This is a genomic window from Cnuella takakiae (assembly GCF_001953305.1).
GTDB classification, from domain to species: domain Bacteria; phylum Bacteroidota; class Bacteroidia; order Chitinophagales; family Chitinophagaceae; genus Flavisolibacter; species Flavisolibacter takakiae.
In genome coordinates this window covers 5240572-5259346 of record NZ_MTFE01000010.1, presented here as the reverse complement: position 1 = coordinate 5259346, position 18775 = coordinate 5240572, and the positions used below count along the sequence as shown (strand labels likewise).

Annotated in this window: 21 protein-coding genes; 16 read left to right on the top strand and 5 right to left on the bottom strand. The window is 45.5% G+C overall.

Features of this window, described 5'->3' with window-relative positions:
- Positions 1-203: 203 nt before the first annotated feature.
- From BUE76_RS22485 to BUE76_RS25320, 4 genes are all read right to left on the bottom strand, one after another.
- Complete coding sequence (locus BUE76_RS22485) at positions 204-1979, bottom strand: RagB/SusD family nutrient uptake outer membrane protein (protein WP_073041743.1); 1776 nt, start codon at positions 1977-1979, stop codon at positions 204-206.
- Positions 1980-2005: 26 nt separating this feature from the next.
- Positions 2006-5287, bottom strand: a complete 3282-nt coding sequence (locus BUE76_RS22480; RefSeq protein ID WP_073041745.1) for a SusC/RagA family TonB-linked outer membrane protein — start codon at positions 5285-5287, stop codon at positions 2006-2008.
- A gap of 343 nt (positions 5288-5630) precedes the next feature.
- The gene (locus BUE76_RS22475) at positions 5631-6038 is read right to left on the bottom strand and encodes a transposase (RefSeq protein ID WP_073041747.1); all 408 of its coding nucleotides are present in this window, start codon (positions 6036-6038) and stop codon (positions 5631-5633) included.
- Positions 6008-6136: a hypothetical protein gene (locus tag BUE76_RS25320; RefSeq protein ID WP_262485770.1), complete on the bottom strand. Its 129-nt coding sequence runs from the start codon at positions 6134-6136 to the stop codon at positions 6008-6010. Before BUE76_RS25320 ends, BUE76_RS22475 begins: the two co-directional genes overlap by 31 nt.
- A 388-nt stretch (positions 6137-6524) precedes the next feature.
- Here BUE76_RS25320 and BUE76_RS22470 point away from each other — a divergent pair, with 388 nt between their 5' ends.
- Positions 6525-7490, top strand: a complete 966-nt coding sequence (locus BUE76_RS22470; protein WP_073041749.1) for an alpha/beta hydrolase family protein — start codon at positions 6525-6527, stop codon at positions 7488-7490.
- Between the two features lie 73 nt (positions 7491-7563).
- On the top strand, positions 7564-8472 hold the full coding sequence (locus BUE76_RS22465; RefSeq protein ID WP_073041751.1) for a helix-turn-helix domain-containing protein: 909 nt from the start codon (positions 7564-7566) through the stop codon (positions 8470-8472).
- Between the two features lie 337 nt (positions 8473-8809).
- On the opposite strand, the gene BUE76_RS22460 is transcribed toward BUE76_RS22465, so the two are convergent.
- On the bottom strand, positions 8810-9184 hold the full coding sequence (locus BUE76_RS22460; protein WP_073041753.1) for a winged helix-turn-helix transcriptional regulator: 375 nt from the start codon (positions 9182-9184) through the stop codon (positions 8810-8812).
- 41 nt (positions 9185-9225) lie between these two features.
- Here BUE76_RS22460 and BUE76_RS24915 point away from each other — a divergent pair, with 41 nt between their 5' ends.
- The 14 genes from BUE76_RS24915 to BUE76_RS24895 form a co-directional block, all read left to right on the top strand.
- A complete protein-coding gene (locus BUE76_RS24915; RefSeq protein WP_216820715.1) occupies positions 9226-9720 on the top strand; it encodes an NAD(P)H-binding protein in 495 nt (164 codons plus the stop codon).
- A 63-nt stretch (positions 9721-9783) separates the two neighbouring features.
- Positions 9784-10164: a Rossmann-fold NAD(P)-binding domain-containing protein gene (locus BUE76_RS24910; protein WP_216820714.1), complete on the top strand. Its 381-nt coding sequence runs from the start codon at positions 9784-9786 to the stop codon at positions 10162-10164.
- A gap of 265 nt (positions 10165-10429) precedes the next feature.
- The gene (locus tag BUE76_RS22450) at positions 10430-10924 is read left to right on the top strand and encodes a nuclear transport factor 2 family protein (protein WP_073041755.1); all 495 of its coding nucleotides are present in this window, start codon (positions 10430-10432) and stop codon (positions 10922-10924) included.
- 312 nt (positions 10925-11236) lie between these two features.
- On the top strand, positions 11237-11488 hold the full coding sequence (locus BUE76_RS22445) for a type II toxin-antitoxin system ParD family antitoxin (RefSeq protein ID WP_073041757.1): 252 nt from the start codon (positions 11237-11239) through the stop codon (positions 11486-11488).
- Complete coding sequence (locus BUE76_RS25515; protein ID WP_216820777.1) at positions 11481-11648, top strand: type II toxin-antitoxin system RelE/ParE family toxin; 168 nt, start codon at positions 11481-11483, stop codon at positions 11646-11648. The genes BUE76_RS22445 and BUE76_RS25515 overlap by 8 nt, the downstream gene beginning before the upstream one ends.
- Positions 11618-11779 (top strand): type II toxin-antitoxin system RelE/ParE family toxin, encoded by a 162-nt coding sequence (locus tag BUE76_RS25510; protein WP_394333555.1) that lies wholly within the window; start codon positions 11618-11620, stop codon positions 11777-11779. Before BUE76_RS25515 ends, BUE76_RS25510 begins: the two co-directional genes overlap by 31 nt.
- A 184-nt stretch (positions 11780-11963) precedes the next feature.
- Entirely contained in the window at positions 11964-12656 is a 693-nt protein-coding gene (locus BUE76_RS22435; RefSeq protein WP_073041759.1) for a helix-turn-helix transcriptional regulator, read from the top strand.
- 72 nt (positions 12657-12728) lie between these two features.
- Positions 12729-13121, top strand: coding sequence for a RidA family protein (locus BUE76_RS22430; protein WP_073041761.1), 393 nt, complete (start codon positions 12729-12731; stop codon positions 13119-13121).
- Between the two features lie 203 nt (positions 13122-13324).
- Positions 13325-13906: an LOG family protein gene (locus BUE76_RS22425; RefSeq protein WP_073041763.1), complete on the top strand. Its 582-nt coding sequence runs from the start codon at positions 13325-13327 to the stop codon at positions 13904-13906.
- A 163-nt stretch (positions 13907-14069) separates the two neighbouring features.
- Positions 14070-14396, top strand: coding sequence for an MmcQ/YjbR family DNA-binding protein (locus tag BUE76_RS22420; RefSeq protein WP_073041765.1), 327 nt, complete (start codon positions 14070-14072; stop codon positions 14394-14396).
- Between the two features lie 227 nt (positions 14397-14623).
- On the top strand, positions 14624-15709 hold the full coding sequence (locus BUE76_RS22415) for an alpha/beta fold hydrolase (protein WP_083596435.1): 1086 nt from the start codon (positions 14624-14626) through the stop codon (positions 15707-15709).
- Between the two features lie 65 nt (positions 15710-15774).
- Positions 15775-16182: a VOC family protein gene (locus tag BUE76_RS22410; protein WP_073041767.1), complete on the top strand. Its 408-nt coding sequence runs from the start codon at positions 15775-15777 to the stop codon at positions 16180-16182.
- Between the two features lie 362 nt (positions 16183-16544).
- A complete protein-coding gene (locus BUE76_RS22405; protein ID WP_073041769.1) occupies positions 16545-18314 on the top strand; it encodes a sensor histidine kinase in 1770 nt (589 codons plus the stop codon).
- Between the two features lie 2 nt (positions 18315-18316).
- A partial coding sequence (locus BUE76_RS24895; RefSeq protein ID WP_216820712.1) for a LytR/AlgR family response regulator transcription factor occupies positions 18317-18775 on the top strand: 459 nt, incomplete at its 3' end.

Sequence of the window (18775 nt, the reverse complement as noted above, 5' to 3'; positions counted from 1 at the left end):
GAAGCGGTCTAAATATCAGGTTGTACGTTACCATTGTTTTCAAAGCGGCTCCCGAAACGCACCGAAGGACAGAGCGACGCTTACCTGGCCTTCCGAGAGGACCTACTGTTGGCAATGCGGTAATTTCCAGCCGGTTTTTAAATAGATATGAAATGGTCCGCCCACCCGGTTTTATAACCGGGGCCGGCCGGACACCATGTCCTTTATTCCCAGCCGGGGTTTTGGCCCAGGCGTGGGTTACGCTGCAAGTCATTTAAAGGAATCGGGTACAGGTAGTTTTTATCGGTCCAGTCGCGGGGTATCTCCGTCATCCAGGTCAGTTCGCCAGAGGTATTGTTTGAGAGCCGCTGTGAGTTAACTGCACCACCGATGGTGGGGGATACATTCACAAAGGTGACGCCGGCAATTGGTGCGGGAGCTGTACCCTGGTAGAACAACACATCATTGATGCCGTCTTCATTCAGGTCCATAGGCGTATTCAGGGCCGGTACATAGAAGCCGTTCCAAACCTGCTCCATCAACTCTCCACGCTTCCAGCGCAGTAAGTCTGCGAAACGTACACCTTCCAGGCTGAGTTCGATACCGCGTTCACGACGAACTTCCAGAATGGCGGGGTCGGATATGCCGGGAAAATAGTTCGCAATCAGGTAAGGGTCAGCAACCATGGGCTTGGCCTGCAGGCCACCGGTAATACCGGCACGGCCACGCAGCACGCCAATGGTCTGTGCCCATTCGGCATCAGTAAGGGCACCCAGTTCAGCTTTGGCTTCGGCGTAGTTCAGCAGCACTTCAGCAAAGCGAAACAGCGGGATGGCGTTTGTGTTCAGCGCACCGGCGTCAAAACGCATATCGTCCAATACCCATTTAATAGGCTGGTAACCGGTAAAAGTGTAAGAAAAAACGGGAGGCGCAGGTACCACGGCACCATTGCTGATGCGGGTATAACCTGGGGTGCGGATGGTTTGTTTCAGGCGCAGGTCGCGGTTCTTGACTTCATCTTTAAACAGCATGGTCTGGTACCCAGGGGTATTGGTGAAGGGAGTGCCGTCGATTTTCAGGTAGGTATTGATAAAGGTGCGAGTAAAGCTGGCCTTGGCACCATAGGTACCCGAGGTCCACCACCAGTTTCCTTCATTCAGCACACCCAGGTTCACATCGGCCACGGAAGCCTGCAGTACTTCGTTGGCCAGCGGTGCATTGCTGATAAACACGTTGCGGTAAGCCAGGTCTCCACCGGCGGTATTGATGCTGAAGCCCCCATTGTCCATGATGAACTTGGCAGCTGAGGCGGATTCTTCCAGCCAGCGGTTGGCGGAACCGGCCAGGTTCAGCTCCGTGTGGTATTTCCGGTAGGTTCCTTCAAAAAGACAGATCCGGGACTTGAGTGCATAAGCCACCCATTTGGTCACCGTGGTCCGGCTGGGGTCAGAGGTTGCCTGGATATTGTTGCAGGCAAAGTCCAGGTCGGCGAGTACGGAGTCCATCACCAGGGTCCGGCTGTCGCGGCCTGCATTAAGGGCGCTGCTGTCGGTAATGTCAAGGGGACGGTTGATCCAGGGCACATCACCAAACCGTTCCACCTTATCAAAATAGAAAAAGGCGCGGAAATAGCGGGCCAGTCCCAGGTAGTTGTTCCGGGTGGCTTCGGGAACCGCGGGGTTGTTGCAGTTCACGATGAAATAGTTGATGTTCCGGAGATCACTCCAGCTCCAGCCAGAACTGTTGTTGGCCGCAAAGCCTCCGGGACGGATAAAGTCCTGCACCGAACGAACAGCCAGGTAATCGGTCATGGCGTCCATGGTGGTAGAATTCCTCGTCAGGAAACCCATGTTGTAAAACGAATTGGTGTACAGCCTAAGGCCGTTCTCAGAGCCAAACACCGCCTGCCGGGAGGCTGTCGACTCGGGGAGCTGGTCCAGTTTATCACAGGCAGCCAGGCCAAGTACGGCTGCCAGGAGTCCTATATAAATCTTTTTCATCATTAATTTTTTGCACGTATCAGCAATTAAAATCCAACATTGATCCCGAAAGAATAGCTCTTCAGTTGCGGGTAGTTGTAACCATCCCCGTTGGTGGCCCCGGAGTTCAGGTCCTGGTCAGCCGGTACGGCATTCTCCACATCGATGGTGTTTTTCACGATCTTGTACATGGGAGAATAAGTGAACAGGTTTTCGCCGGAAAAGTACACCCGCAGGCTTCGGGCACCAATGCGGCCGATCCAGGCGGAAGGCAGGTTGTAACCGACCTGGATATTCTTCATCCGCAGGTAGGCCACATTCTGCAGGTAACGGGTCTGCGCCACACCCAGGGTCCTGTTGGTGTTGCTGGAAGCAGCACGGGACATGGTCCGGGGGAAGTAGGCGTCGGTATTCTCTGGAGTCCACATATTACCGAGGTGGAAGGTGGGAATGTTGTTGTAAGGACGGTTATACTGGCCCCAGAACATTTCGGTTTCGGTGCTGGGATACCACTGCTGCTTGCCTACGCCCTGGAAGAATACCGAGAAGGATATGTTGTTCCAGTCGGCGCCCAGGTTGATTCCGTAGTTGTAGCGGGGAGCCGAGTTTCCAATGATCCGGCGGTCGCCGGAATTGCCCGCTTTGTTCTCACCCACGTTGATGAAGCCATCACCATTCAGGTCACGGAGCTTGATATCGCCGGGATACCAGTTCCCGTTGGGAGAAGCCCGCATCTGGGGGTTCTGCTTGGCATGCCGGGCGATATCCCCTTCGTCGATGAAGAAACCTTCGGTTTCATAACCCCAGATTTCACCCAGCGTCTGCCCTTCATAGTAGTCGCTCAGTAATTTGTCGGGGTTGTTATACTTATCGATCCTGGTCTTGTTGTCCGACACCATCAGGCGAACACTATACCGGACGGGCTTCTTGCCGCGACCGATCCTATCATTCCAGCCCAGGGTTGCTTCCCATCCGCGGGTGGTCAGGTCGGCGAAGTTGCCACGGGGAACCGTGGCGCCAAATACGGCGGGAGGAGTGAGGCCCAAGGTAAACATATCCGTGGTCTTGCGGATATAGGCATCACCCACAAAGGTCAGCCGGCCTTTCAGCATGGTCAGGTCCAGACCGATGTTGCTGGTGGTGGAGGTTTCCCAAGTAAGACCTGCCGGGATCACACCGGGGTTAGATGTGGTCTGGGGGCGGGATCCCTGGAGGATCTGGCCGGACTGGCTGATCCCGAACTGCTCCTGGAAGGCATAGGAAGCGATGTTGCCGTTACCCAGTGAACCGTAAGAAGCACGGATCTTCAGATCGGAGACCAGGCCTGGAGCAACATTCCAGAAGTTCTCTTTATTAATTCTCCAACCGGCTGAAATGGAAGGAAAGAAACCATAACGCTGCTCGGCGGGAAACTTGGAAGAACCATCGTAGCGGGCATTGATCTCCACCAGGTAGCGATTGCCAAAAGAATAGTTCAAACGTGAGAATCCACCCAGTATGGCCCACTGTTCGTAACCGCCACCGGTGGTGATCGCCTGGCCCAGGGCCAGGTTGAGGTCCGTGGCATCTTCAAAGATGAGACCGTTCCGCTGAACCGCTACGCGGTTATAAGTGGATTGCTCGTAGTTATAACCCACCATTGCCTTCAGGTGGTGATTGGCACCAAAATCATTCTCGTATTCGGTGTAAATGTTGGTAGCCCAGTAACGGGTGTTACGGTCATCGTTCAGCAGGTCGTTTGTGGTGGTACCCACGTAACCAACCTGCCCCACCGCGTTGCTGTAAGGAACCGGCACACGTTTCTGTTCACGGGCCTGGTCTGTATTACGGAACGTGAAATCCGCATTGAACCGGAGTTTGTTGTTGAAGAAACGGCTGCGCAAACCGGTAATGTTGCGGAAGATTTCCCGACGGGTATCAATTCCATTCTTACCCAGCACAAAGTCACCAATGGTGTAGGCAGCAGAAAAAGTCAGGCTCCCGTCGGGGTTGAACAGCGGCATGGTGGGGTGGCCCTCATCTGCAATGTTCCGCCAGATTCCGCCCCCTTCGCCAACGTTGATGGGGTTGTGGTAATTCATGATGGAGTAATCCGCATTGTTCTCGATGGTCAACCAGGGAAAAATCTCGATGGTTCCGCGGGCACGGATATTCTTCATATCATAATCATCGCTGTTGTACCGAAACAGACCTTTCTGGATCATCGAACGGCCAGACACCAGGAAGGTGGCCTTGTCCGAACCTCCGCTCACCGTGATATTATTGTCATAGGCGGCGGTACGCTTCTTGTACAATTCCGCATAGTAATCCGTACTGCCGTAGTAGGTATACTCTCCGGTAGTGGGATTGATGTCGATGGTGTTGTATGGCGCTCCCGACTCTGCCCGACGACGGAACTCATCCAGGTAGGCCTGGGAGAAACGCTGGGTTTTGTTCGCATTCTGCGGGAAGGCGCCATCCCCGTTGATAAAGGCTTCAGCAAACATCCGGGACCAAGTGTAACCATCGGTCACGAAATCAGGACGGACAACGGGAGACTTCAATGCAAAGTTGCTGGAGTAGTTTACGCTGGTCCGGCCTTTTACACCTTTCTTGGTGGTGATCAGCACTACGCCAAACACCCCGCGGGCACCATAGATGGCGGCGGAAGCGGCATCTTTCAGAATAGAGATGGACTCCACGTCATTAGGGTTCAACTGGCTGGGATCCCCCTCAAAACCGTCGATCAGCACCAGGGCGCTACCACCCTGTCCAATGGAGGTTGTGCCCCTGATATTATAGCTGGGAGACTGTGTAGGCTTACCATCCAGCATCCGCAGGTTCAGGTTAGGCAACTGACCTTGTAAACCCTGGGTGAGGTTGGTAATGGGTCGGTTTTCAAATGCTTCCGCAGAGATCTGGTCTACTGCACCGGTTGCATTCACCCGCTTTTGGGTACCATAACCCACTACGATCACCTCTTCCATTGATGCGCCGGCAGAACGGGGCATTACAAAAGAGACAGCCTTGTTATCACTGGCTGCTACCTTATAGTTATTCAAGATCTGCTGGGTGAAACCAATGTGCGAAGCACGAAATCTGTACAAATTTCCAACCACCAGCCGGTTGAAGGTAAATATACCTTTCCCATTGGTGACCGTTGCAGACTGCACGGCAGTATCAGCCTGGTTAATAGCAGTCACGGTTACATTGGAAAGTGCAGCCCCGGCATCGTCCAATACAACACCGCTTACAGTTACTCCCTGCTGGGCCATCCCGCGAAAGGAAAAGCTCAGTAAGAGCAAAAGAATGACACCTAGACAGCGATGTCGCTTCAAGTCAATATTCATTGCTAAAAGTATTTTGTTATTTGAGCTGCCAGAACTGATAAAGGATCCGCAGAACACAAGGGTTTCAGAGCTGATCCATGGCAAGAATTGATCGCTCATTAAGAGTTGTGCAAACGTAAAGTCATATGAAACCTAACGTGCTAATTCAATCTTAAAGAATCATGAACAAAATGTTACCGGATAGTATCATTGTCAATAAACAGCGAACTACTGCATGGTAGGGCCTGCGCTGCTCCAGGGCTTCTTTGTTCTGAGTGAGTTTGAGCAGGCGCTGCATGTCCTTAAGCTTTGTTTTCTCTTTGCGGTCTATGGCCTGCACCTCCTCCAGGTAATCGGATACTTTCTAAATGATATAGGCTAACTGGTGCCGAATCTTTTCTTCGCTGTAATTAGCCTTTCTGCTGTTCTGTGCACGGAATCGGGTGCCATCAATGGCAATGTTCTTTTTGCCCACCCCTTTCCACTGGCACATCAAGGCTACAAACTGGAGGAATACGGCCCTGATCTGTGTGGCATGCCGTTTTCTGAAATCAGCAATGGTGTGGTACTTAGGTCTGAGATTGTTGCAGAGCCACATCACCTCAATGTTGCGCGTGTATTCCTGTGCCATCTTGCGCGAAGAGCGGATGCCATTAAGGTAGCCGTAGAGGTAAAGGGCGAGCAGCAGCGAAGGATGGTAATTAGGTCTGCAGGCCTCTTGGGTATACTTGCCCCTGAAGTTCAGGGCTCTGTATAGTCGACCTGCTTGCAAAAAGCCTCCAGTATGCGCACAGGCGCATCGGGAGCTATGAAGTCCTCCAGGCAGAAGATGGCTGTTTGCAATCTGTCCGTGCCTTGCAGGTACGCCATAAAGAACTTTTTAGACCAGTAAAGTTATTTGCACTTCTTTTTATCTTACTGCTTGTAAACGACAACAGCTGAACCCTTTTTACACAGTTGACGTTAGCAGTAATGGTAGGGCACACCACAAATCCACCTAGCCTCTGACAGATCAACATCCGACGCGACCTGCCTACACAGAAAAATTTAAAGAAAGCCTACTGCTCGGAACTTTTTAAGCCACCCCCATTAGCACATTATGTTTTGATCGTGCACGAGGCCCACCTTTCGCCTAAACAAAAAGAACAAATCCTTACTATTTTTTGAATCCTCATTTTGGCTACTATCTCCCCCGGTTAGGTTACATCTGCCCGGTAAACCTTCCTGAGTTTTGTGTCATCAATTAAAACAATTCAAAATGACACAATCAAACACAAGTTCTAAGAAGTCGATTTTAAAAGTCGAAGGTGGAAGTCCTATCTTTTCCTATTATCCTGTGACGATTCCGGTAGCAGGTCGCCCGGTGGATTTAGCAATGAAGGTATCAGCACCTGTTTCAGGCCATAGCCTCCCGGTAATCATCCTTTCCCATGGCCATGGCCGCTCCAATTTTTTGTCCTCTCTAAATGGTTACGCACCGCTTTCCAACTTCCTTGCTTCGCAAGGTTTTGTGGTAATTCAACCGACGCATCTTAATTCAAAAGCATTGGCACTGCCAATTGGTGCAGAAGGCGTTACATTTTGGAAGTCCCGGCCAAAGGATATTCAATTTATCCTGGACAACCTAGAAAGTATTCTCGCAAATGTTCCGGGCTTAGGTGAAAGAGTGAACACCACCAATATTGCTGTCATTGGGCATTCGTTAGGTGGACATACTGTAGCCATGCTTGCCGGTATGGAAGTAACTGACCCGGTAACTGGTGAAAAGGTAAATTTCCCCGAACCAAGATTGAAAGCAAGAGTGATGATTGGGGTGCCAGGAAGCCCCGAAGGATTGAATGAAACAGGAAATAAACTTTATGGTAATCCCTTAGCAGGAACTGACTATTCAACCATGACACTGTCGGCCTTGGTGATAAATGGAGATAAAGACAAGAACCCTAACTTTTCTGACCTTGAGAACTGGCGTGCTGATGCTTATTATCACAGTCCAGCACCTAAAAGTTTACTGACCATATTTGATGCGGAACACATTTTCGGTGGTATTTCTGGTTACGATGCTTCGGAAACCACTGATGAGAACCCTGACCGGGTTTCCTTCCTTTGCTTGTCCATCATCGCCTATTTGCGTAGCGAATTTGATCAGAACGACACAAGTTGGGAAGACTTAGAGCAGGAACTAAAGAACAGTTCCGATGCCAAAGGCAGTATTGAAAATAAATAAAGTTTTACTTTACAAACAGTAAGACACAGGGTATTAATAGTTTTAAGTGTTATGGATTGCAATAAGTCATTACATGAACAAAAACCATCTTTTAAAGATTGAATCATTAACCCAATTGCATAGCATTCTTGGTTTAGACAAGCCTGTGCACCCGTTGGTTAGCCTTGTGAAACTGGAAGATGTTAAGATAACCCCTGGTACGCTGCCAGAGTTCCTGGTAGTGAACTTTTACAAAGTTGCTTATAAGATGGACCTTAGCGGGGCGATGAAGTATGGGCAAAATTATTACGATTTCGGAGAGGGAGGTTTGGTGTTTACAGCACCAAACCAGCCTTTTCAAAGCCCGGATGACACTGTGAAATCAGGCTATATATTGTTTATCCATCCCGATTTTTTGCTGTCGTACCCGTTGGCTAAAAAAGTAAACCAATACGGCTTCTTTTCTTATGCTGCCAACGAAGCCTTGCATTTATCCGAACATGAAAAGGCAACCATCATTTCAATTTTTAAGGTAATGCAGGAAGAATTGCACAGCAGAATCGACGATTTCAGCCAGGAAATAGTGATCTCTCAAGTTGAATTGCTGCTCAGCTATAGCCATCGGTTTTACAAACGCCAGTTTATCACACGAAAAGCTGTAAATAACGAGTTGCTGCATAAGTTGGATACGGTTTTAGACGACTATTTCAGCAACGAAAAACCTTTCGAGCAAGGTTTGCCAACTGTTCAATACCTTGCCGCACATGTAAACCTATCACCAAGCTATTTAAGTGATATGCTTCGTTCACTGACCGGACAGAATGCCCAACAGCACATACACCATAAATTAATTGAAAAGGCGAAAGAATTATTATCTACAACCCATTTGACCGTTTCAGAGGTTGCCTATCAGCTAGGGTTTGAGCATCCGCAGTCATTTAGCAAATTATTCAAAACTAAAGCGAAACTCTCGCCTTTAGCATTCAGGCAGTCTTTTAATTGACCATTGCCACACAAGAAAAGTACATCCCGAATGTTGAGAAGAGGTTGCCCCTTTTAATCCGACAAATCTTTTTCTTTTTTTCAGATCCGCTGCCTGGCACAGACAACCCTATCCTAACAATGATAAACCAGGAATGAAGAAGAACCGCATACCACTAACATGATATTTCTGCCATAGCAGCTAAAGAGTAAGTGTTGAACAATAACAATTCTAATAACCATTTTTAATAAATGTAAGCTAACGTGACACGTACTTCTGCTACTGCAGAAATACCTTTTCCGTTGTTTGCTGCCGAAACACTTGCACACATATCAGCAAGACATCACCTTGTCATTTGTTACTTAGTCATCTTAATTTCTGCCTTCCGGTGTGTAAGACCCCAATCAATCATTGCATCAATTACCTTAGTTATATTTTTGCCGGACGGTGTAAGCCTGTATTCTATCAAAAGTGGAGATTGCCCCAGCACACGACGGGTGACTATACCATTGATTTCCAATTCTTTTAACTCTTTAGACAACATCCGAGGCGTTATTTTTTCGATGTTTTCCTGCAAGTTTTTAAAGCGGTTTTTTCCATGAAATAAAGCGGCAATAATGGGTAGCTTCCATTTGCCCTTTACCGCATTCATGGTGTCCTTCAACGCAAGAATCAGCGGTTTAGGACAATGATTTACTTCCTCTTCTTGTAGTACTTCGGTAAAACTATTCATAGTTTAATTACTCTTGAGACTATACAAAAGTATAGTGCTAAATGACACTGGCAAACTATGTAGCAGAAGGTGATGTGATTAGCTTTATAAGAAAATACACAGACATGATTTTAGTGACAGGAGCTACCGGTCAGTTTGGTTCTAAAGCCATTGACCATTTGCTAAGCAAAGGTGTAAAAGAATCGCAGGTTGTAGCCCTCGTGCGAGATACGGCCAAAGCAAGTCATTTACAAGACAAGGGTGTTGAGCTACGTAACGGAGATTATTCGGATTTTGATTCGCTGGTTGAAGCTTTCCAAGGAATTAAGAAATTATTATTGGTTTCCAGCAACGACAGAGGAGTCGTTGAAAACCGTACGGCTCATCACATCAATGCAATCAAGGCAGCAAAAGAGGCAGGTGTAAACCACATTGTGTACACTTCCTTTGTAAGGAAGCCCGGCTATGAACACACTGCGATTGCTGCCTTTCAAAACTCGCATGTACAGACTGAAATATTTCTGAAAAACAGTGGTGTAGATTTTACCATACTTTAAAATGGAATTTACCTGGAGATGATTCCCGTTTTTGCTGGTAATGCAGCCGAAACCGGAGTGATTGTGTTTCCTGCCCAGGAAGGTAAAGCGAGTTGGGTGCTTCGGGAAGAACTGGCAGAGGCTGCCGCACAGGTGTTGAATACCGAGGGACACCAGAACAAAACGTATCCGCTAACCAATATAACTTCGGTTTCTTTTTCTGACATAGCAAAAGAAATGTCTGCGGTATTGGGTAAAGAAGTAGAATATAAATCTCCTTCCGTAACCCAGTTTGAAGACATAATGAAAGAAGCAGGCGTGCCCCAGGTGTACATTGGTATGTTTACTATGTGGGCAACGGCTGAAACGCAGGATGCTTTGGAGCTGGAAGATGAAACTTTATCTTCGTTCTTAGGAAGGAAACCTACTACGGTAAAACAATTTATTGAGTTGATTTACCGATAAGCATATAACGATTGTAGAATTTATATTTCGTAATAACGGGTTTCTAAGAACCTGTTATTACTATTTATCCTTTGTTACCCTATACTTAAGGACAACACAGCGCGCAACAAAAGACTTTGTGCTATTCTGGCTGACACTTCTCACTTTATCATTTGTAATTCTATCTATATTTAGTAAGTTATTCGGCTGCCGAAAAGAGAATGCCAGCATAGAAAAAAGCCGATGGACGTTGGCTGCAGGTGAAACGCGACATTAAAAAGTCAATATGAAAAGGCTAAGAGCTGCTGTTGTTTATGTAACCTTAGTGTGTATTACTGCTGCTTGCGCTTCTTCACGAATGAGCAGTAGTGAAGTGACAAAGCCATATGCACTAGCATTGAGAGCCTTATATGATACCATTGCTCACATGGACAGCGTGTTATTTGACGCATTCAACAACCGAGACCTAGACAAGCAAAAAAAAGTATTCGCTACCGACCTTGAGTTTTATCATGACCATGGTGGTTTGACAAATTACAATCAGTTAATTGAAAATACACGTCGGCTTTTTGATCAAAACAATGGACTAAGAAGAACGCTTATACCTGGAAGTCTTGAGGTATATCCTATCAAAGACTATGGAGCCATTGAAATAGGTATGCATCGGTATTGTCATTCTGAAAACGGAAAGGATGATTGCGGGACATTCAAGTTTGTTCATATCTGGCAGAAAAGAGTTGATGGGTGGAAGCTAACAAGAGTGATTAGCTATGACCATTAAGCATATTGGAATTTGTGTGCGATTAGAAACATGCCAGCAGCCAACAGTGTATTATCAATTTGGCGGGGTGCTAATCAAGCAATCAGCTGTAAATCACTAATCAGCTTTTGTTCCCGCGTGACCGAATTTATGCAAGCTACAAAACAAGCAATGAGCACTAGTACATTCACTAAGCATTGGTCCGGACTAAAAGAATAATTAATTCCGCCACATCACCAATGCTTCTACGTTGTGTGAAATCTCCCGACCACCCCTCCAAAAGCAGGCCTGCTAACTACCAGTTTTTGGTAACTTTGTGGAAAACTCGAGTATATGGGACGAAATACTTCTGTGTCATTGGGCGATTACTTCGAAGGTTTTGTTGAAAGCAGGATTACGGAGGGCAGGTTAAAGAATGCCAGTGAAGTCATCAGGGCTGGACTACGCCTTTTGGAAGAAGAAGAAAACAGGGTAATAGCGCTGCGACATGCCATTCAGGATGGCATTAACAGTGGCATTGCAAAGGACTTCAATCCCGAACATCAGCTGGCACAACTAAAAGCAAAAAAGAAGCGGAATAGCTAAGTATTTCCTCACCAACAAAGCCATTGAAGATCTTGTTGAGATTTGGGAGTACACTTATGATACCTTGTCAGAACGCCAGGCCGATAAATACCATAGAATGCTCACGGCCAGCTTTCAGGAAGTTCTTGAATATCCGGAACTGGGAAAAAGTATCCAGTAATCGCCAAGAGTGTTATGGGGCATCGGGTGGGCAAACACATTATATCATATCGGGTTGAACCATATAATGATCTTATGATACTCAGGATTCTGCACCAAAGAATGGATTTGAAAAACCACCTGGAAGAATAAGGATTCGTGCAGCATTGCATTTGCAAAAGCATGGCTGAAGTGCTGGTTTACACCTTCCCAAAAAAAAATGACATTTGTACATAGGATCGGCTGAAGGAACACGGGTACCCCTGCCTTCGCAAAGGCCTAAAACGTCAGGCGTAACGCCGCCGGCGAAGGTAGCGAATCAATGGTTAGAAAATAGATGAACGACAACGACACAAAACGCCTTTCCCGATTAACTGCTATTCTTACGCAATTGCAGACAAAGCGCCTTTTGACCGCAACTAGTTTGGCAGAGAAGTTCAACGTAAGCATCCGAACCATTTACCGGGATATAAGGGCATTAGAACAGGCAGGTGTACCTATTTTAACAGAAGATGGGAAAGGGTATACATTGATGGATGGTTACAGAATTCCACCAATAATGTTCTCCGAAAACCAAGCCAACGCTTTAATCCTTGCCGAACAATTGGTATTAAAAAATAGAGACGCATCTTTTATAAAAGATTATACAGAAGCTATTGACAAAATAAAAGCAGTGCTCCGGCAACCGGAAAAAGACAAAGCGGACCTACTTGCCGAAAGAACCCGTTTTGAGCAAAACATAAACAGAGAAAGAAACAGCAGCAATATTTCACAACTCCAGTATGCACTGACAAATTTTTATGCAGTAAGAATTGACTACACAAACGAGGGTAACAAACCATCATGCCGAACTATTGAACCATTTGCTTTGATAAGTACCACTGAAAACTGGTTACTGATTGCATGGTGCCGCTTACGAAAAGGGTTCAGGTATTTCCGGCTAGACAGAATGGCGAAAATGGAAGTGCTTGCTGAAAAGTTTGAACCCCATAAAATGACCTTGCAAGAATATTTTGAAAAATTCCATTGATCCTTGTCGACCCCTGACACAGGGCTGTCACAAGTGCATTTGAATTTTGTATCTCACCATCAAACACGTGAAATGCAAAAGACTACATTTGACCCCTGGGCCTGGGGCAAGAACACCAATTCGGTACAAGCCGTTGAAGTAAAACAACCAGCTGGCACCCTGTATTGTTCCGGGCAAGTAGCCCTTGACGCGAACGGCGTACCAAGCAATGCAGATATGCGGAGCCAGCTCATTCAAACAATTGCCAACCTGGAGCAATTGGTAAGCGAGGCTGCCTACGAATTACAAAACATTGTAAGACTGAACATTTACACAACATCGACGCAGGAATTTTTCACTACCTGTATGGATGTTTACGTGCCGTTTATTCAAAAAAACGGGATTGAGCAAGCCACCACACTTATTGAAGTAAAAGGACTTTTTGCTTCATTGACGGTGGAGCTGGAAGCAACCGTTGTAAAGTAAAACGTAGAAAAAGAAAGTGTACAGACGCTTAACATTGCATTAGCGCTATGGCGGCTGACAAATAAAGGCTCAAAGGTAATAGCACTTTTGAGCCTTTGTGCTGTATCAGACGGACGAAATTATATTTTTGCCACAACGCCGATGCTTTCACATTAGCGGGCATTGTAGATGCAACACTTACATTAATAAAGATATACACAAGAATGAAAAGAGTGACAGTATTTTGTGGTTCAAGTTATGGTACACAGGACATTTACACAGCACAAGCAACTTTACTTGGACAAACATTAGCTAAACAGAAAATTGATTTGGTTTATGGTGGTGCTAATGTTGGACTAATGGGAGCAGTTGCAAATGGAGTTTTAAGTGAAGGTGGAAAAGTAATTGGTGTATTGCCCAACTTTTTAAAGACAAAAGAAATTGCACACGAAAGCTTAACAGAGCTGATATTGGTTGATACAATGCACGAACGAAAAACGAGAATGAATGAACTATGCGATGGTGTAATTGCGTTGCCAGGTGGTTTTGGGACATTGGAAGAATTTTTTGAAATGTTGACTTGGGCACAACTTGGTCTACACAAAAAACCAATTGCGATATTAAACATTGCCGGATTTTACGACTCACTTAATATTTTAGTTCAGACAATGGTTGACCAAGGGTTTTTAAAAGAAGTTAATCAGCAAATGCTTTTAGTAAGTGATAATATTGACGAACTACTTGGCAAAATGAATACCTATATAGCACCGACAGTTGGAAAATGGATTAGCAAGGAAACTGTTTGACATAGAACAACGCCCCGCTAACATCCGTTTTACAAAAGCGGGGGAGTGTTTCTGTAACAGTGAGGTGTTAATTTGAAGCTTTGTGCATCTAGTAAAGTTTAGTGCTGAAAACCTCCGCCTTCGTACAGCGGCAAACCGTTAGCGGCTACTTGAATTGCAACCCATGATGACGGTAGAAACTTTTACAGAAATGGCTCTTTCTTTTCTGGGAACTGAGCAAGCACCTCATTTTGAAAGAGTTGGATTTAAGGTAGTTGGCAAACGCATGTTTGCTAGTTATTTGCTGAAAGACAATACAGCCAATATTTTCTTGACACCTGCGGAGCAGGGTGTGTTTTGTCAAATGGACGAAAGAAACATTTATCCTGTGCCTAACAAGTGGGGCGAAAAGGGAGCAACTACATTCGAACTCAATGAAGTACAAAAAGAGATAGTTATGGAAGCCCTCCTTTCGGCATATAATGAAGTGGTTAGGTCGGAAAAAAGATAGTGAAAAATCTGCAAGATAGTTTGCCGATTCACTCATAGCTTGGCATTGTTACGGAAGTAAGCAAATGAAAAGCTGCTAACATCAGGTTCCTAAAACCAGGACTGAAGAACAATTCTTAAACTGTATAGCTTTATTGAACAATAGAATTGCAATGAAACTACCCAAACCCGAAACTCCTTGGATCCTGAAATCTGTTCTACGTTGTGCGTTAAGCGGACTCTAAAACAATGATCTCCAATATTGTGAAGCAAATTTTCCTTGTTTTCGTCCACTTGTTAATTGGAGCGACAATTTATGCACAGCGTGGTCACACAACTACCATAGACGACCAGGTGGCAGCAGCTTATAGAAGAGCAAAGGCTGACTTTCTCCGGTTTGAAAAAGCTCATGGACAATTCATACAAACCAAGAACACCCGCATGCATTACCTTACCTGGGGAGACGGCAACGGCATCCCCCTGGTATGGGCACACGGTAGCTTCAGTAATGCCTACGAATTGCTGCCGATTGCAGACTCCTTGGTAAAAGCAGGGTATTTCGTTATCGGCATTGATTACTATGGTCATGGTCAAACTCCTATTCCTGCCCACGAAGTTTCCTTACACCATGTGGCGGATGATATTGCTGTATTGATGGATCAGCATAAAATAAAGAATGCCGTAGTCGGAGGCTGGTCAAGGGGAGGTGCAGTTGCCACGGCCTTTTATGATGCTTATCCTGACCTGGTTTTAGGGCTTGTGCTGGAAGACGGAGGCTCGGTTGCAATGAACAGCTTTTACCACCGCCTGAGCGAAGACTCACTGGCAAAGCGGGTAAATCAGATTTACTACCAGGAAGTGGTAGATACAACCTATACTAGTGAGTTTGTAGCTTATAAGGTTTTGTTTGATTCGAGCGTAAAAGGTAGCCAATTTGATAACCTTGCATGGATTCAAAAAACTGCGGTAGGAACATGGGGCATTGGATATGGATTGTTCAAGTTGTTCAATATGCAAACGGCGCAACAGTTTATAGACAACATCCGGAAATCAACTGCTGTTCCCCTTTTTGCTGAGTCAGCAGCCATGTTAGAACCAAAGATCATCTTCCGGAACTTGAGTGTTCCGATGCTGATTCTGGACCCAATTGGTAAGGATGACCTGCAGCCGTTCGAGCGGCAAAATGCAGCGTTGCATCAGATGCACCCACATTTGATCTGCCACGGCATTTACGAAAACACTGGCCATAATATCCATTACGAACGAAAAAACGAGTTTGTTGCTGACCTGGCAAAGTTTCTGGGTGAAGTAAAGAAATATCACAACCTAAGATGATGATATGAACGCACAACATACGTTCTCCGCTCAAAACCCTCACTTTAAAGCAAATCTAACGTAATATGAACCTGGAACATGTAGCTATCTGGACGGCTGACCTGGAGCGTCTGAAAGCATACTATCAGCAATACTTCGGAGGAGTGCCCAATGGTAAATATGTTAACCCGCAAAAGGCGTTTCAGAGCTACTTTCTCTCCTTTGCCTCAGGAGCAAGACTTGAAATCATGCACCGTCCCAACATTCCTGCGAACTTGAATGACACTAAAGGGAAGCAGCATCAGGGAATCATTCATCTGGCATTTGGTGTAGAGACAATGGCGGAGGTGGAGGAAAAAGCATTGGAGCTTAGAGCTGCCGGTTACCCGATCTTGAGTGGACCCAGGAAAACAGGGGATGGCTACTACGAATTTGAGACACTTGACCCTGACAACAACAGAATAGAAGTGACCACTTTGTACAAGGCTGGATAGCGGCGCACAACATATTGTTGCCGCAAGCGGAGCTGACGCATAGGAGCTGTACAACAGGTCTTCAAATAAGCTTTAGTACAGTAGCCAGGCTGACACAGCGTTACTGCCCCGCAGCACAGCGTTGAACGTTAGCAGTTAAATAGCACCTTTAGCCCTTTTGTTGCATGAAAACCGGGCCTTATAGAATTGCAGCTATCGCACAATCCACTTATTCATTTATTTATCTACCTGAAAGTCTTGCATGGTAGTTTGACCATGAATTCTAGTTGAAATAGCTTGCATACCAATCTGTGCATATTGAATTCTCGTTGCCTATAAAAGAAAGCAAAATGTTTCACAAGTTCGTTTAACAAACATACTTTATGATGCTTCTTCAAAAAGCAACCCGCATTACAGCATTCCGAACAAGTACGAGGTCTCTTGGTAAATTGCTCCGACTTTTTTCTTTCAATTGCCAAAGCCTTTGGCGTCCAGTCTTCCCGTTTTTGGCTTTTAGCATACTAACATGTGTACAAGTTTATGCACAGAGAATGGATACCATTTCAGGCCCTTACTATACGACTAAAGATTCTTTGCAATACAAGATGGAAGCAGGAGGTGAAAAATGGATCCGAGGAAGTCGTAACGAGGACTTTCAGGTATTTCTGAAATACAAGCGTCCCGCAGAGCATGCGGGGCAAGTTAGTTATTATGGTGATGCTACGCTTTATTGGCTTAATGGTGTTGGTGAAATTGAATTAGCAGCAGCTGGAATTACCCAACAAAACGCAGACAGTTTTATTTACCACGTAACAGCTAATGACAGCGCCGAACTGGTATCGTGGACCAGGCCGCAAGAGTTTCGTTCTGTCAAAGGATTGACCTTTGCTTATCTGGGTAAGTTTCAGGTTGGAGGTAAATTGATCAAACTGGAAATCTATAAGGCTGGCAATTACAGGGGCCGAAGCGTCTCCATATTTAACAGCCTATACCTTCCTGCCGCACAGTTGCGGTCTGTAGTAATCAATCATAATAATCAATACCTGTTTAGGCCATACAAACAGCATCATATTCCCAGCAACAAACAATTTCATTTCGATAGAACAAAGTGGGAGAAAGGAAAGCTACAGTTTAACTGGTCAGATAGTATTAATCATCTGGCTGTAGAAATGGAGCCCACCATTCAAGATGACATGTACAATGTTTACCTGAAGCGCTCTGTTGCAGGAAGAACTGATACAGTTTATGTGTCTAACGCATGGGAGAAATCCTACTATAGTCCCCGTCCTTTTTTGAGGATTAATAGCTCCTTTTTCAACCATCCTGGCCAATACGAAATTCTGGTGATTCCGGAAGCTCCAGAACAGTTCAAGCGAAATACCACTGCTCAAACTATTCCCATTCCCTTTGAGGTTATAGCATCTGAAACCACGATGTTTTCCCTGCAACAGGTAATGATGGTCTTAGGCATTGTGCTTCTAGGAGGTTCACTTCTGTTTGCTTATTATTTAAAGCTTCATAGAAATAGACTTACCCATGCTGCGCAGCAACAGGAAATAGCCCGCCTCCAATTGACATCAGTTCGGGCCCAACTAAACCCACACTTTATGTACAACGCTTTGGCTGGCATACAAAACCTGATTAATAAGAACGAAATCTCATCCGCCAACTTGTATTTGTCTCAGTTTGCCCGCATTACCCGAAATGTACTTGACGAGCAAAAAACGGAGTTTGTGAGCATCACCGAAGAAATCAAAATGTTGCATGATTATCTTCAAATGGAGCAGATGCGATTCAGCTTTCAGTATGAGATTGATTCGCATGATAATATAGATAGCACAAACACTGAGATTCCGGCAATGCTGCTGCAGCCTTTTGTAGAAAATGCTGTAAAACATGGTATAGCTCCAATGAGGCAAGGAGGCAGGATCGGTATTTCGCTTGGAAAAGCCGGACAAAATATTCTGGTCTTAATACGTGATAATGGTACTGGCTTTAATTCAGCACATCAGTTCGTTGGCAAAGGGTTGAAACTATCTAAAAAACGCATTGAACTTTTTAATAGCTTTCATAAAGAAACGCCCATCTGCCTGGAAGTCAGTTCAGGGGTAAAGGGAACTTTAGTTTCGATCACACTTAAAAACTGGTTATAAGCATGCGTGTGCTTATTGTGGATGATGAGGCCGCGAACCGGGATAATCTGCAGGAGCTTTTAAAGCAGCACTGTCCTGATGTAACGGTTATTGCCGAATGCGATAGCGTGGCGACTGGTGTTTTGATTATTGGCAAGTATGACCCTCAGCTTGTATTGCTGGATATTCGGATGCAGGATGGTACAGGGTTTGATTTGTTGCAAAAACTACCGGAGGTAAACTTTGAAGTCGTCTTTATCACAGCTTATGATCAGTATGGCATTCAGGCAATTAAATATGCTGCTCTGGACTACCTGCTTAAACCTATTGACATTGGCGAACTTCAGAAAGCAATCCTAAAAGCAAAGTCGAAAATTGCCGAAAAGCAAAACAATGATCGGTTGGTATATCTCCTGGATTATCTGAATAAATCAAAGGAGCTGCCGGCAAGAATTGCTTTACCCCTGTTTACAGAAACCTTA